The organism is Dysosmobacter segnis, assembly GCF_014297285.1.
Taxonomy (GTDB): Bacteria; Bacillota; Clostridia; order Oscillospirales; family Oscillospiraceae; genus Oscillibacter; species Oscillibacter segnis.
Genome location: NZ_JACOQI010000001.1, coordinates 389492 through 403700, shown reverse-complemented (window position 1 = coordinate 403700; position 14209 = coordinate 389492). Strand labels below are relative to the sequence as shown.

Here is a 14209-nt window from a genome sequence, read left to right as displayed (position 1 = left end):
TTGTGGTGGGAACAACTGGACTCGAACCAGTGACCCCCTGCTTGTAAGGCAGGTGCTCTAACCAGCTGAGCTATGCTCCCAGGTTTCCGTCATCCGTCATCGTCAGACGGCAAAAGCTATTATATGTGAAAGCAGGTCAAATGTCAACCCAATTTTTCAAATTTTTTATTTTTATTTTTTTCAGACCGTCTGCCCCCTGCTGCACAGGGGGCAGACGGTCTGTTTGGTCAGGCTTCGGAGGCCTTTTCCAGCAGCTCCCGGATCTCCTCCGGGGTGAACCGCTGACGGCTGTCACAGAACTGACAGGTCAGCTCGATGCCGTTGGGGTCCTCCGCCAGCTCCGTAAGCTGCTTGCGGCCCAGACTCACCAGCGCCGCGGCCATTCGCTCCCGGCTGCAATAGCAGCGGTACTCCACGGGGACCGTTTCCAGGATCTCCAGCTCAAAATCCGCCATGACCCGCCGCAGCAGGCTCTCCGGGTCATCGTTCTCCATCAGCAGGTTGGTGACAGGTCCCGCCGCCATGATCCCTTTTTCCAGACGGTCGATGATGCCCTCCGGCGCACCGGGCAGCAGCTGGATGAGATAGCCGCCGGCGCGGAGCACGCTCCGGTCCCGGTCCACCAGCACGCCCAGGCCGCAGGCCGTGGGGATCTGCTCGGACTCCACGAAGTAGCTTGCCAGATCCTCCGCGATCTCGCCGCCCAGCAGTTCCACGCTGCCCACATAGGGCTCCTTCAGATTCAGGTCCTTGATGACCGTCAGCGTCCCGCCGTGGCCCACAGCGCCACCCACATCCAGCTTGCCGTCCTCCCGGATGGGCAGGTCGATCTGGGGATTCTGAACGCTGCCCCGGACGTTGCCCTCGTTGTCCGCCACCACCAGCAGCGTCCCCAGAGGGCCATCGCCCTTGATGCGGAGGGTCACGCTGGAACCGTCTCCCTTTAGCTCATTGCCCATCATGGAACCAGCCGCCAGCAGGCGGCCCAAGGCCGCCGTTGCCACCGGAGAGGTCTGGTGGATCTGCCGGGCACGCTCCGTCAGTGCCCGGGTGGACACCGCCGCCGCCTTTACAAAGCCATCCTTTGAGATGGCGCGAACCAGTTGATCGCTCATGATTTTCATTACTCCTTTGTCAGTTCACGGGCTTCCGGCAGCGGACGATCCACCGGTCCTCCGTATCCTTAGGCGCCCGGGCCGTCAGGTCGCCGGTGATCTTGACGGCCTCAAAGCCCGCGTCCGTCAAAAACGCCGTCAGTTCCGCCGCGCTCCACGCCCGCTCCCTGTGCTCCTCGTAGTCCCGGTCCCATGTACCGTCTGCCCGCAGCTGGAACAGGTCCACCTGATAGGTGCAGATACTTGTCTTTTCTGAGAAAAATGTTCGCCAGACGCAGTAGCTTTCCTCGGTCTCGTCCGTATAGAGCTGTCCGTCCATCCGCCGCAGCTTGTATGGTGTGTTGACATCAAAGAAAAAGCTGCCGCCGGGCTTCAACGCGCGGAACACCCGCCGGAAGGTCTCCCGGATATCCTTTTCCCGGGTCAGATAGTTCAGGGAATCCAGCGTGGACACCACGGCATCCACCGGCTCCGGCAGACGAAGCCGGGGCATGGACTGCTGCACAAACAGCGGCGGCTGTTCCAAAGCCGCCGCCTTGCTCATAGCCTGAGTCAGCATTTCCTCCGACAGGTCCGTAGCCGTGACCGCATAGCCCTTGGCCGCCAGCAGACAGGCAATGGTCCCGGTGCCGCAGGCCAAGTCCAAAACGGTATGCACCGGGATCCTACTTTTCCGAAACAGCTTTTCCAGATAGTCCGCACGGCGGCGGTACACGCCGTCCGCCATCAGGCCGTCATAGCTGGCGGCCAGTGCGTCATAGCTGCTCATTTCGCCTCTTCCCCGGCCTTTTCCGCCTTCAGACGGGCAAAGACCCGCTCATACGCGCCGGTACCGTAGCTCAAAGACCGGTTCACCCGGCTGATGGTAGCGGAGGACGCGCCGGTCTGCTCCAGAATGTCGCTGTAAATCATACCGTCGTTCAGCAGAGAGGCCACTTCAAACCGCTGCTCCATGGAGCGCAGTTCGGAAACCGTACAGAGGTCCTGAAAAAAATCATAGCACTCCTGGGGATCCTTCAACTGCAAAATCGCCTGATACAGCTTATCACTTTTTTCCTTTTTTCCAATTCTGATCATAAAGGAGGCACCTTTCTTCCATAATTTCATATTTTCCGCACAAATTGCAGGATTCACTTTCAGCATTTACATTTTAACACAGTAGTTTAAGAAAAGGAAGCCCTCCAAATGTTAAATTTTAATTTCAGCTGCCGAACCCTTCCCAGCCGGGCCGCATAGGATGCGACAGTGTCAGGAAAGGAGGCAGCGCTGTGGAAGCAGTCACATCAGGACTGAACACCGAGATTTTTTCCGCTGAGCGGGAATGGACTGTGGAGGGACTTCCGGTGCTTACCGCGCAGGTGTCCCTCCCTGAGCCTGTGGGCTCGGAGAACCGGACCACCCGGCGGATCCGGCGGTACTACCGCGCCCAGTGCCGGGCCTTTCTCCGGTACTGTGACCGCTGGCTGTTTCCCATGGCAGCGCGAGCCTGCCGGGAGGCGCTGGCAGACAGCCGCCCCCTTCCCCAGCTCCAAGCGGAGCTGTCCTTTCGGGTCACCTACAACGAGGGCGGCTTCTGGAGTCTGTATACCCAAATCCGGGAGCCAGCCGCCGATGGACACATTCTGCTGCGACGCTGGGGCGATACCTGGGACCTGCGGCGGGGCTATCCGGTTTCGCTTCCGAGCTTTTTTCCGCACCGGCGGGGCTGGAAGCGGCGCCTGCTGACTTTGGCCGCTCAGGAGATCCAGCGTCAGGAGACTGCCGGGTACGCCCGGTATCTGGACGGCTGGCGAAGGCGGCTGCGGCAGCAGTTCAACCCCATGCGGTTTTACCTCACCCCGGAAGGCCTTGCCTTCTTCTACCCCATGTACGCCATCGCCCCGGCGGCGGAGGGTATCCCTGTCTTTACCGTCCCCTACGAAGCGGTGGGGCCATACGTGCCCGTTTCAAAAGCAGAGCCGTCCTCGTCTGCTCCGCAGACATAGCAAACAGCGTCCCCGCTTCCGCAGGGACGCTGTTTATTATCTTATTGTTCGCTTATTCGCCGAAGTTGTCCTTCACCAGGTCCACCAGTGCGCCGACAGCTTCCTTCTCGTCTGCGCCGTCCGCGATCAGGGTAATGGTAGTACCCTTCACGATGCCCAGGGACAGAACGCCCAGCAGGCTCTTGGCGTTAACGCGCCGATCATCCTTTTCCACCCAGATACCGCTCTTAAACTCATTGGCCTTCTGAATAAAGAAGGTTGCGGGTCTGGCGTGCAGACCTACCTCGTTATTAACGGTGATTTCCTGTGTATACATGATACAGCTCTCCTTTTCTATACCAAGTAATTCCTCATCTTAAATCAAAGAGGTGTGCTCCACCAGTTTTCTGATTGTTATTTTACCTGTTTTTTCACGTTCCGTCAACGGCGTTTTTCACAAACATTTGAATTGAAATGTGGAACGCCCCCCAACAATACAGGCAGGATTCCCAAAAGCGATCCTCCGTCCGAAAAAGCGTGGTATGCTCTTTTCATCATATTCCGCCAGAGCGGAAAGCGTGACCAGAGTGCACAAAGCGCCGGGTCTGCGGAGCATCTTCCATACGTTCGGACGCCGCCAAGGCGCTTTTCCAGAAAATACAAACGGAATTTTGCGTGAAAACCAGACCTTTGCGGCATACTACGCCATGGGTATCGCAAACTCCCAGCAAAGGAGGAACGCACATGAAATCTCGCGCTTCCCTGTTTTTGGCGGTCTTGCTGCTGGCACTGTCCCTCACCGCCTGCGGCAAGGAGCCGGCCAAGAACGATCGAAATGACGCCGGGTCCGGTCAGAACAGCGCCTACGACGCCGTTTCGGACCCAAACCGGGACAATGTTCCCAACAATGACGCCATCATTGGGCGGGATGACCACACCGTCACCGCCCCGGACACCAATCCCGCCCCCAACCCCGCCAACGAGCCTGCCGGAGACCTTCCCGGCGCGTCTATGGACCGGATGCTCCGCAACGGCCGTGTCCATGACCGGGACGGCGACCTGCTAGACGGCGAAAATTCCGTCACCCCCGGCGCAGACCGTTGGTAAAGCCGTTATTCCACTTCCGCCCTGACATGCGGCGTACCGCCCGAACCGCCGGTACGCCGCTTTCCGTCATTCTGTCCATCAGGCGGCACGGGGCTTTTCATCAGGACAGACTTCTGCTATAATAAGATAAAAGTTCCGCTCCGTCCTGACTGGGGGAGTGATCGCAGGAGGTCCCGCCATGTCCCAGAAATTTTCCATGACGCCCATTGCCCATATCCACAGTGATTTCGCCGAAAAATTCGGCGTGCCCCGGCAAAGCGGGCTGGTGGAGGAGCTGGAGGCTGACATTGTTTTCGAACCGGCCTATCAGAACCCGGACGCCCTCCGGGGCTTGGAGGACTTCTCCCACATCTGGCTCATCTGGGTCTTTGACCGGGCCATCCGGGATACCTGGTCCCCCACGGTCCGCCCGCCCCGGCTGGGGGGCAACACCCGGATGGGTGTCTTTGCCACCCGCTCCCCCTTCCGGCCAAACCCCATCGCTCTGTCCTGCGTGAAGCTGGCGGGCATCCGGCAGACGGCGGAAGGCCCCGTGCTCCGGGTCCGGGGGGCGGATCTGGTAAACGGCACTCCCATTCTGGATATCAAGCCTTACATCCCCTACGCCGACAGCCATCCCGACGCACTGGGAGGCTTCGCCGCCGTACCGGCAGGGGAAACCCTGTCTGTTTCCATCCCCCCAGCCCTGTTAGCGCAGGTGCCCGCAGAGCGGCAGGAGGCTTTGCGGGGCGTTCTGGCTCAGGACCCCCGGCCCCACTACCAGAAGGACCCGGAGCGGGTCTACGGCTTCTCCTTTGCCGGTTTTGAAGTCCGTTTCACCGTGGACGGGAACCAGCTCACCGTCCGGGATATCCGTCCGGCTGAATAAAATATTTGCTGAAACTCCGGCGGTCCGCATTGCTGCGGACCGCTGCTTTTTTGGAGGTCCGTTTCCCTATGTGCGCAAAACAAAACGGAACTGCGCAAAGGTTCAACGAGTGGTTTTTTATTTTTCGTGTAAAAACCCATTGACAAAGTAGGTTTGTTGGTATATGGTTTAAACACACTAAGCTTGTAGGTGATTACATGACTGCGTTCACTCACACTCCTGATATCCGATGTTGATGGTCCCCTTCCCCGCCGACCCATCAAACAAAATCATGTTCAAGGAGCGCTTTTTTATGATCTATCCTGCCATATCCGGTATTGCCTCCTCTTCGCCGTCATTTGCGAAACAGGAGGTACCGGCCCATGATTAACTACGCCCATCTGAAATCCCAGATGATCCAGCTTTTGGATCTTCTGCGGTCCATTCTCTACCCCAATGTGTTCGACGCCATGGAGGAAGCCCACTCCAAAGAAGAACTGGAAGCGGCCGCCCGGCGTCAGCTTCGGGAGATCCTGGAGCGAATCTATCGGGAACCCCCTCAATATGACGATGTGATCGACACTCTGTTTTCCAAACTCCCCGCCATCCGGGATACGCTGGACACCGACGTGCAGGCTGCCTACGAGGGCGATCCCGCCGCCACCTGCCGGGAAGAGGTCATGCTGGCCTACCCAGCCTTTGAAGCCATCAGCATTTTCCGCATCGCCCATGAGCTGTATCTCATGAAAGTTCCCATGCTGCCCCGGATGATGACGGAATACGCCCACTCCCTCACCGGTATCGACATTCACCCCGGCGCCACCATTGGGCCGTACTTCTTCATTGACCACGGCACCGGTGTGGTCATCGGCGAGACCACCGTCATCGGAGAGCGCGTCAAGCTGTATCAGGGCGTGACGCTGGGCGCCAAGAGCTTTGCCGTCCAGTCTGACGGCACGCTGGTAAAGGGCAACAAGCGTCATCCCAACATCGGCAGCAACGTGGTCATCTACGCCGGGGCCACGATCTTAGGCGGCGACACCTATATCGGTGACAACTGCGTCATCGGCGGCAATGTGTGGCTGACCCACTCCGTGGAACCCGGCAAACGGGTCCTTACCGCCCGGGAGCAGACGGAATTTGTGACCACAGATATCTGATAATTTTTACATATTATACACAGCACCACAAAGGAGGAACCCGCTATGGTATACGCAGATAATGCTGCAACAACAAAAATGAGCCGCACGGCCATCGACGCCATGCTGCCCTATATGGAGACCCACTACGGCAACCCCTCCAGCCTGTACCGGCTGGGGCAGGAGGCCGCCGAAGCCTTACAGAGCGCCCGGGAGACCGTGGCCGCCTGTCTGGGCTGCACACCCCGGGAGATCACCTTTACCTCCGGCGGCAGCGAGGCCGACAATCAGGCTTTGATCTCCGCCGCCCGCATCGGTGAGCGCAAGGGCAAGAAGCACATCATCTCCACCGCCTTTGAGCACCACGCCATTCTCCACACCCTGAAAAAGCTGGAAAAGGAAGGCTTTGAGGTCGAGCTGCTGCCGGTGGACCCCATCGGCACCGTCACCGCCCAGCAGGTAGCGGACGCCATCCGCCCCGACACCTGCCTGGTCACCACCATGTACGCCAACAACGAGATCGGCTCCATCCTGCCCATTGCGGAGATCGGCGCGGTCTGCCGGGAAAAAGGTGTCCTGTTCCATACCGACGCCGTGCAGGCCGCCGGTCATCTCCACATCAATGTCAACGAGCAGAATATCGATATGCTGTCCCTCTCCGGCCATAAGTTCCACGGTCCCAAGGGCACCGGCGTGCTGTATGCCCGGCAGGGCATCCCCCTGACCAACATCATCGAAGGCGGCGCACAGGAGCGGGGCAAGCGGGCCGGTACGGAAAACGTCCCCGGCATTATGGGCTTGGCCGCCGCGTTAAAGGAGGCCTGCGATCACATCGGCGAAAACGCCGCCAAGGTCTCCGCGCTGCGGGACCAGCTCATTGCCGGTCTCTCTCAGATTCCCCACAGCGCCCTGAACGGCGATCCCGTCCACCGGCTCCCCGGCAACGTGAACTTCTGCTTTGAGGGCATTGAGGGCGAAAGCCTGCTGTTGCTGTTGGATCAGGCCGGGATCTGTGCATCCTCCGGCAGCGCCTGCACCTCCGGTTCTCTGGACCCCAGCCATGTGCTGCTGGCCATCGGCCGCCCCCACGAGGTTGCCCACGGCTCCCTGCGGCTAAGCCTGTGCGAATGGAACACTCAGGAGGATGTGGATCACATTCTCAAGGAGGTTCCCCGGATCGTGGCGTACCTGCGGAGCATTTCTCCCGTGTGGAAGGATCTTGCCAGCGGCAAGAAGCAGTTCATGCTGTAATGTTTCCGTTCTTCTCAACAACGCGAATATTTACTTTTTATAACCCAAGGAGGCTTTCAATATGGCACTCTATACAGAAACTGTCATGGATCATTTCACCCATCCCCGGAATGTGGGAGAGATCCCCGATGCCGACGGCGTAGGCGAGGTAGGCAACGCCAAGTGCGGCGACATTATGAAAATGTACCTCAAGATCAAGGATGACCGCATCGAGGACGTGAAGTTCGAGACCTTCGGCTGCGGCAGCGCCATCGCGTCCTCCTCCATGGCCACGGAACTCATCAAGGGCAAGACCATCGAGGAAGCGCTGGCCGTCACCAACAAGCAGGTGGTGGATGCACTGGGCGGTCTGCCCGCTTATAAGCTGCACTGCTCCGTACTGGCGGAGGAATCCATCAAGGCGGCTGTCAAAAACTATTACGACCGCAACAACATCCCCTACGACCACAGCAAGTTCCCCGACTGCGAGCACTGCGAGGGCGGCTGTCCCATGGTTTGATGGGTAAGGTACTGATCGCAATGAGCGGCGGCGTTGATTCCAGCGTCGCCGCTTACCTTTTGAAGCACAGCGGCTGGGACTGCGTCGGCGCTACCATGACCCTTTACCGCAACGAGGACATCGGTATTTCCCGCAGCCGCACCTGCTGCTCTTTGGAGGATGTGGAGGATGCCCGCAGCGTGGCGTTTCGTCTGCGGATTCCCTACTACGTTTTTAACTTCTCCGATGAGTTTCGCCGTCAGGTGATGGACCGCTTTGCGGATGCCTACGGGCAGGGGCGGACGCCCAATCCCTGTATCGACTGCAACCGCTACCTGAAATTCCGGCATCTCTATGACCGGGCAGCCCTTCTGGGCTGTGACACCATCGCCACTGGCCATTATGGCCGGATTGAGCGGGAAAACGGTCGGTATCTGCTGAAAAAGGCACTTGACGCAAGCAAGGACCAGAGCTATGTACTCTATATGCTGACCCAGGAGCAGTTGGCCCACACCCAATTTCCATTGGGTGCCCTCCATAAAGCAGAGACCCGGCAGTTGGCGGACAGTCTGGGCTTTTTTAACGCCAGAAAGCCGGACAGTCAGGACATCTGTTTCGTCCCGGATGGCGACTATGCCGCTTTCATCCGTCGGCACTCCGGAAAAGCGGACACCCCCGGTGATTTCGTAGACGAATCCGGCCGGATATTGGGACGTCACAGGGGCATCGCTCACTATACCATCGGCCAGCGGAAAGGATTGGGTATTCCTTCCAATCAACCGCTGTATGTAAAAGCCATTGATCCAAAGAGCAATCAGGTGGTCCTCAGCGAAAATGACGCTCTATTCTCCCAGCAGCTCACCGGTGAGAATTTCAACTGGATCGCCTGGGAAGCGCCGCCCCGCCAGTTCCGGTGCAGTGCCAAGATCCGCTACCGCCAGACGGAACAGCCCTGTGAGGTGACGGTGGAGGAGAACGGCTCCGTGCAGGTGCTGTTCGACCGTCCCCAGCGGGCCATCACTCCGGGACAGGCGGTGGTACTCTATGACGGAGACACCGTTCTGGGCGGCGGTACGATTTTATAGCCCATGGCCGCAGCACAAAAAACCAGCGGAAAGGTCGAACCTTTCCGCTGGTTTTTCAGTTTCTATCAGGTTTCCGCTGTTTCATCGGCGGAGGCCATACGCTTCCGGGCATGGTCACAGATGGCCTTGAAGGTCTGGTCGCTGATGTCATGCTCCATTTTGCAGGCATCCTCCTCCGCGGTCTCCGGCTCCACGCCCAAACTCACCAGAAAACGGGTCAGGGTCCGGTGCCGCTGGAGCATTTTGGACGCGATCTGCATACCGGCATCCGTCAATGTGATGAGGCCGTCCTTATCCATCTCAATATATCCGTTTTCCCGCAGACGCTTGGTGGCGTAAGTCACGCTGGGCTTCGTCACCCCCAAGTGCTCCGCTACGTCCACAGAGCGCACATATCCATGCTTGGTCTGCATCATCAGCATGGTTTCCAGATAATCCTCAGATGCTTTCAGGATCTGCACGGCCATCACCGGTCCTTTCTTCCTATCACGATTCAGGGCATCGCCGTCCGCCCAAAAGCCTTGGCGAAAGCGACAGCCCGCATGAAGCTGTTTTGGGCATTTTACCATATTTTCTTCACAAATGCAAGGTGTCTTCTCCCCTGAGATTTTGACAATATTTTTAAAAATCCCGGTTGACAGAAGAGATTAGAGATGTTAAACTAAGCTGTAGTTAGAGGAGGCTAACGCCTTACAAAGCGTGACGGCTGCACTCCGACTATTCTTTTTCCATAATAGTTAGTTCAATTTAACTAACAGATTCGGAGGGATCGTTATGATGCCGCTTGCACTGGCAAATATCGGTGAAGAATACATGATCCGCAGGGTCAGCGGAAATCCCGAGGTAAAAAAGCACTTGGAGGACCTGGGGTTCACCGCCGGCGGGTCCATCACGGTGGTGTCCGCTCTGGGAGGCAACATCATCGTCAAGGTGAAGGAGTCCCGGGTGGCCATCAGCGAGGAGATGGCCCGCAAGATCATGATCTGATTCATTTGAATTTGAAATCTGATAGAAACAGTAGGAGGAAATAAGTATGAAAACGCTGCGTGACGTCAAAATCGGTGAGACCGTAAAGGTCGTCAAGCTCCACGGAGAGGGCCCCATCAAGCGCCGCATTATGGACATGGGTATCACCAAGGGCGTGGAGATCTATGTCCGTAAGGTCGCCCCTCTGGGCGATCCCATGGAGGTCACCGTCCGGGGCTATGAGCTGAGCCTGCGGAAGGCCGACACCGAAATGATCGAGGTCGAGTAAACACAAAAATTTTTCAAATACGGTTTGAGCACTCAAACCAAAAGGAGCATGTATGGAAAAGCAGATCAAAATTGCCTTGGCAGGCAACCCGAACTGCGGTAAGACGACCCTGTTCAACGCCCTGACCGGTTCCAACCAGTTCGTGGGCAACTGGCCCGGCGTCACCGTGGAGAAAAAGGAAGGCAAGCTGAAAAAGCATGACAATGTAGTCATCATGGACCTTCCCGGCATCTATTCCCTGTCCCCCTACACCCTGGAAGAGGTAGTGGCCCGTAACTATCTGGTGGGAGAACGGCCCGACGCCATTCTGAACATCATTGACGGCACGAACCTGGAGCGCAACCTCTACCTCACCACCCAGCTTACCGAGTTGGGTATCCCGGTGGTCATCGCCATCAACATGATGGATGTGGTCCGCAAAAACGGCGACCAGATCAACGTAGCGGAGCTGTCCCGGGAGCTGGGCGTGCGGATCATTGAGATCTCCGCACTGAAGGGCGACGGCGTCATGGAAGCCGCTGAAGCCGCTGTGAAGGCCGCCGAGGGCACCAAAACCGTTCCTATGCACACCTTCTCCGGCCCTGTGGAGCACGCCATCGCCCATATCGAGGAGGCCGCAGTGCACAACCTGCCGGAGGAGCAGCAGCGCTGGTACGCCATCAAGATCTTCGAGCGGGATGACAAGGTGCTGGAAAAGCTCAGCATCCCCGCCGATGTCATGACCCACATCGACGCCGACATCCAGGCCGCTGAGAAGGAGCTGGACGATGATGCCGAGAGCATCATCACCAACGAGCGGTACGTCTACATTGCAGAGCTCATCAAGAGCTGCTACAAGAAACACAATCAGGGGCAGCTCTCCGCCTCCGACAAGATCGACCGCATCGTCACCAACCGCTGGCTGGGCCTGCCTATTTTCGCCGTGGTCATGTATCTGGTGTACTACATCGCCATGGTGACCGTGGGCTCCGCCGCTACCGACTGGGCCAATGATGGCCTGTTCGGTGACGGCTGGCACCTCTTCGGTATGGGCACCAGCGAATATACCGAGGTCGCTGACAATTACACCGCCGCTTCCGAGGCCATCAGTGCCTACTATGAGCTGGATACCGAGGCCGATGACTTCGACCCCGACGCCGCTCTGGCCGACATGAAGGCGGTTCAGCCCGACTCCGCGTCCACCACCATCGAAGTGGAGGACGAAGAGACCCTGGCCATGAATGACATGACCGTTTACTATGACGCCATCCCCGCTGACGCTGACGAGGAAACCACCGTCGGCATGAGCTATCTGGACGCTGTCACCTACTTTGAGGAGAATGGCTTTGACGAGCCCGATCCTGCCGACTACGGCGTGTGGGTCCCCGGCGTGCCTGTACTGATCGGCAACGCTCTGGAAGCCGCCGGTGCTGCCGACTGGCTCAACGGCCTGATTCTGGACGGCATTGTGGCTGGCGTCGGCGCGGTTTTGGGCTTCGTGCCCCAGATGCTGGTGCTGTTCCTGATGCTGGCCTTCCTGGAGGCCTGCGGCTACATGGCCCGTATCGCCTTCGTTCTGGACCGTATCTTCCGCAAGTTCGGCCTGTCCGGTAAGTCCTTCATCCCCATGCTGATCGGCACCGGCTGCGGCATCCCCGGCATCATGGCTTCCCGTACCATTGAAAACGAACGTGACCGCCGTATGACGATCATGACCACCACCTTCATCCCCTGCGGCGCCAAGGTGCCCTTCATCGCCATGGTGGCCGGTGCCATCTTCGGCGGCGCCGCCTGGGTGGCTACCTCCGCCTACTTCGTGGGCATGGCCGCCATCATCATCTCCGGCATCATGCTGAAGAAGACCAAGATGTTCTCCGGCGATCCCGCTCCCTTCGTCATGGAGCTGCCCGCTTACCACTGGCCCACTCTGGGCAACGTGCTGCGCAGCATGTGGGAGCGCGGCTGGTCCTTCATCAAGAAGGCCGGCACCATCATCCTGCTGTCTACCATCTTCGTCTGGTTCACCACCTACTTCGGCTGGGCCGAGGACGGCTTTCGGATGCTCTCCGAGGAAGAGATCGACTGCTCCATCCTCGCCCACATCGGCAGCCTGATCGCCTGGATCTTCGCACCTCTCGGCTGGGGCAACTGGAAGGCCGCCGTGGCCTCCATCACCGGTCTGGTGGCCAAGGAAAACATCGTTGGTACGCTGGGTATTCTCTACGGCGGCGGTGATGAGACTGTCTATCAGGCTCTGGGAACTGTCTTTACCCAGATCAGCGGCTACTCCTTCCTGGTGTTCAACCTGCTGTGCGCCCCCTGCTTTGCCGCCATCGGCGCCATCAAGCGGGAGATGAACAACGCCAAGTGGACCTGGTTCGCCATTGGCTATCAGTGCGGCTTCGCTTATCTGTGTGCCCTGATGGTCAACCAGTTCGGCAAGGCCTTCACCGGTAGCCTGAACGTCATCGGTCTGGTGGCTGCCATCGCCGCTCTGGCCTTTATCATCTACATGCTGGTTCGTCCTTACAAGGAAGCTACCAAGCTTTCCACTAAGGTCTGATTTTCCCCTCACCCTCCATTCTATATCTTCCATCTTCTATTTCTTTCAAAGGAGTGATTTTCCATGCTGACCTGGTTGAGTGCCAATCTTTCTACCCTCCTCATTTCTCTAGTCTTATTTGCCGTTGTCATTTCCATTGTCCGGTATCTCATCCGGCAGAAAAAGCAGGGTAAGCACACCTGCGGATGCAGCGGCGGCTGCGCCGGTTGTTCCGGCGACTGTCACTGCGGGCGATAAACACTCCCAAAGAGAACAGGCGCGTGGGGCATCCCACGCGCCTGTTCTTCTCTTTGCTAACTTGTTTACAATTTGAATTCCTGCTCCACAAAAGGATCAGATTTTGACGATCTTCCCGGTTTTCCACGCCTCCGTGGTGGCGTAGCCCACCCGTGTGGCATAGATGCCGTCCGCCACGCCGGTATCCGGCTTCCGCCCTTCCCGGACGCAGCGGACAAATTCCTCCATTTCCGTGAGGTATGCCTCCGCAAACCGCTCCGGGAAGGATTCCACACATTCGGTTCGGGCGCCATTCACATCGTAGACCATAGCCCGGTTCTTCTCCGGCACGGCAGAAATGCGGATCGTGCCCTCCGTGCCTACGATCTCCGTTTCGATATGGTAGCCGTAGGGGGCGGTGCGGCCCACATGGACCATGCCCATAGCGCCGTTTTTGAATTTGTAGACGGCGACGCCGGTCTCATCGTCCCCGGCGTCCTGAAAAGCCGGATGCTTAAAGGTGCAGCCCATAGCGTAGACCTCCGCAGCCTCGCTCCCCAGAAACCAGCGCATCAGATCCATATCGTGAATAGCGGAATCCAGGAAGATCCCGCCGGAGGTCCCGCTGTACCGGATGGCCCCCTCCACCACGGCTTCCGGGTCGATGCCGGTGGATTTCACCAGATACGGCGTGCCGATGGCCCCGGCGGCGATTTTTTCCTTGGCATAGGCGTAGGACTTGTCATAGCGCCGCATAAAGCCCAGCATACACACCAATTCCGGGTGCCGGGCCACGGCGGCCTCCGCCTGAAGGCACTGTTCCATCGTAACGCCCAGAGGCTTTTCGGAAAACACGTGCTTTCCCGCATCCAGCGCCGCCTCGATCTGCCAGCAGTGCTCTCCGGAGGGGGACACGATGGCCACCGCGTCCAGCTCCGGGTCGGCGACCATCTCCCTGAAATCGCCGTACACCTTTTCAAGTCCCAATTCCTGACGGGCATAAGCCTGACTGTCCGCGCCGGGCACGCAGGCCGCCGTCAGGACCGCGCCGGGAATCTTGTGGGCAAGGTTGGCAGCATGGACCCGGCCCAGCCGTCCCAGACCGGCAATGCCAACACGCAGTTCCTTCATAAGCGTCTCCTTCCATTCAACTTGATCGGTTCCAAATAAAATTACGCCGCCGCTTTCGCGGCGGCGTAATTCAACTCAA

The 14209-nt window shown here is 58.3% G+C and carries 17 protein-coding genes and 1 tRNA gene; 11 read left to right on the top strand and 7 right to left on the bottom strand.

What is annotated here, in order from left to right; translation table 11 throughout:
• Positions 1 to 3: 3 nt before the first annotated feature.
• The 4 genes from H8Z83_RS02015 to H8Z83_RS02000 form a co-directional block, all read right to left on the bottom strand.
• Positions 4 to 80 (bottom strand) — tRNA-Val (locus tag H8Z83_RS02015).
• A gap of 147 nt (positions 81 to 227) precedes the next feature.
• Positions 228 to 1115, bottom strand: coding sequence for an Hsp33 family molecular chaperone HslO (gene hslO / locus H8Z83_RS02010; RefSeq protein WP_187013508.1), 888 nt, complete (start codon positions 1113 to 1115; stop codon positions 228 to 230).
• A gap of 19 nt (positions 1116 to 1134) precedes the next feature.
• Complete coding sequence (locus H8Z83_RS02005) at positions 1135 to 1884, bottom strand: class I SAM-dependent DNA methyltransferase (RefSeq protein ID WP_187013507.1); 750 nt, start codon at positions 1882 to 1884, stop codon at positions 1135 to 1137.
• Positions 1881 to 2192: a YerC/YecD family TrpR-related protein gene (locus H8Z83_RS02000; protein WP_187013506.1), complete on the bottom strand. Its 312-nt coding sequence runs from the start codon at positions 2190 to 2192 to the stop codon at positions 1881 to 1883. The genes H8Z83_RS02005 and H8Z83_RS02000 overlap by 4 nt, the downstream gene beginning before the upstream one ends.
• 191 nt (positions 2193 to 2383) lie before the next feature.
• On the opposite strand from H8Z83_RS02000, the gene H8Z83_RS01995 reads away from it, so the two are divergent.
• Entirely contained in the window at positions 2384 to 3100 is a 717-nt protein-coding gene (locus H8Z83_RS01995) for an RsiV family protein (protein WP_187013505.1), read from the top strand.
• A gap of 52 nt (positions 3101 to 3152) precedes the next feature.
• On the opposite strand, the gene H8Z83_RS01990 is transcribed toward H8Z83_RS01995, so the two are convergent.
• Positions 3153 to 3416 carry an HPr family phosphocarrier protein gene (locus H8Z83_RS01990; protein ID WP_187013504.1) on the bottom strand — a complete coding sequence of 88 codons (264 nt, stop codon included), beginning with the start codon at positions 3414 to 3416 and terminating at the stop codon, positions 3153 to 3155.
• A 407-nt stretch (positions 3417 to 3823) separates the two neighbouring features.
• Here H8Z83_RS01990 and H8Z83_RS01985 point away from each other — a divergent pair, with 407 nt between their 5' ends.
• The 6 genes from H8Z83_RS01985 (at position 3824) to mnmA (ending at position 8986) form a co-directional block, all read left to right on the top strand.
• Positions 3824 to 4186 carry a hypothetical protein gene (locus H8Z83_RS01985; RefSeq protein ID WP_187013503.1) on the top strand — a complete coding sequence of 121 codons (363 nt, stop codon included), beginning with the start codon at positions 3824 to 3826 and terminating at the stop codon, positions 4184 to 4186.
• A gap of 178 nt (positions 4187 to 4364) precedes the next feature.
• Entirely contained in the window at positions 4365 to 5054 is a 690-nt protein-coding gene (gene tsaA, locus H8Z83_RS01980) for a tRNA (N6-threonylcarbamoyladenosine(37)-N6)-methyltransferase TrmO (RefSeq protein ID WP_243184676.1), read from the top strand.
• A gap of 362 nt (positions 5055 to 5416) precedes the next feature.
• Entirely contained in the window at positions 5417 to 6193 is a 777-nt protein-coding gene (gene epsC / locus H8Z83_RS01975) for a serine O-acetyltransferase EpsC (RefSeq protein WP_187013502.1), read from the top strand.
• A 45-nt stretch (positions 6194 to 6238) separates the two neighbouring features.
• Positions 6239 to 7423, top strand: coding sequence for a cysteine desulfurase NifS (gene nifS, locus H8Z83_RS01970; RefSeq protein ID WP_187013501.1), 1185 nt, complete (start codon positions 6239 to 6241; stop codon positions 7421 to 7423).
• Positions 7424 to 7484: 61 nt separating this feature from the next.
• Positions 7485 to 7922, top strand: a complete 438-nt coding sequence (gene nifU / locus H8Z83_RS01965; protein ID WP_187013500.1) for a Fe-S cluster assembly scaffold protein NifU — start codon at positions 7485 to 7487, stop codon at positions 7920 to 7922.
• Positions 7922 to 8986 (top strand): tRNA 2-thiouridine(34) synthase MnmA, encoded by a 1065-nt coding sequence (gene mnmA, locus H8Z83_RS01960; RefSeq protein ID WP_187013558.1) that lies wholly within the window; start codon positions 7922 to 7924, stop codon positions 8984 to 8986. Before nifU ends, mnmA begins: the two co-directional genes overlap by 1 nt.
• Positions 8987 to 9051: 65 nt before the next feature.
• Here mnmA and H8Z83_RS01955 read toward each other — a convergent pair whose 3' ends face one another.
• A complete protein-coding gene (locus H8Z83_RS01955) occupies positions 9052 to 9555 on the bottom strand; it encodes a metal-dependent transcriptional regulator (RefSeq protein WP_366463630.1) in 504 nt (167 codons plus the stop codon).
• Positions 9556 to 9760: 205 nt separating this feature from the next.
• Between H8Z83_RS01955 and H8Z83_RS01950 the strand changes: the two genes are divergently transcribed.
• The 4 genes from H8Z83_RS01950 to H8Z83_RS01935 all read left to right on the top strand — a co-directional run bounded on the left by H8Z83_RS01950 (position 9761) and on the right by H8Z83_RS01935 (position 13020).
• Positions 9761 to 9973, top strand: coding sequence for a FeoA family protein (locus tag H8Z83_RS01950; protein WP_187013499.1), 213 nt, complete (start codon positions 9761 to 9763; stop codon positions 9971 to 9973).
• Positions 9974 to 10019: 46 nt separating this feature from the next.
• Positions 10020 to 10241, top strand: a complete 222-nt coding sequence (locus H8Z83_RS01945; protein WP_187013498.1) for a FeoA family protein — start codon at positions 10020 to 10022, stop codon at positions 10239 to 10241.
• Positions 10242 to 10293: 52 nt separating this feature from the next.
• Positions 10294 to 12783: a ferrous iron transport protein B gene (gene feoB / locus H8Z83_RS01940; protein ID WP_187013497.1), complete on the top strand. Its 2490-nt coding sequence runs from the start codon at positions 10294 to 10296 to the stop codon at positions 12781 to 12783.
• 63 nt (positions 12784 to 12846) lie between these two features.
• Positions 12847 to 13020 carry a FeoB-associated Cys-rich membrane protein gene (locus H8Z83_RS01935; RefSeq protein WP_187013496.1) on the top strand — a complete coding sequence of 58 codons (174 nt, stop codon included), beginning with the start codon at positions 12847 to 12849 and terminating at the stop codon, positions 13018 to 13020.
• A gap of 96 nt (positions 13021 to 13116) precedes the next feature.
• Here H8Z83_RS01935 and H8Z83_RS01930 read toward each other — a convergent pair whose 3' ends face one another.
• Complete coding sequence (locus tag H8Z83_RS01930) at positions 13117 to 14130, bottom strand: Gfo/Idh/MocA family protein (protein ID WP_187013495.1); 1014 nt, start codon at positions 14128 to 14130, stop codon at positions 13117 to 13119.
• Between the last annotated feature and the right edge of the window lie 79 nt (positions 14131 to 14209).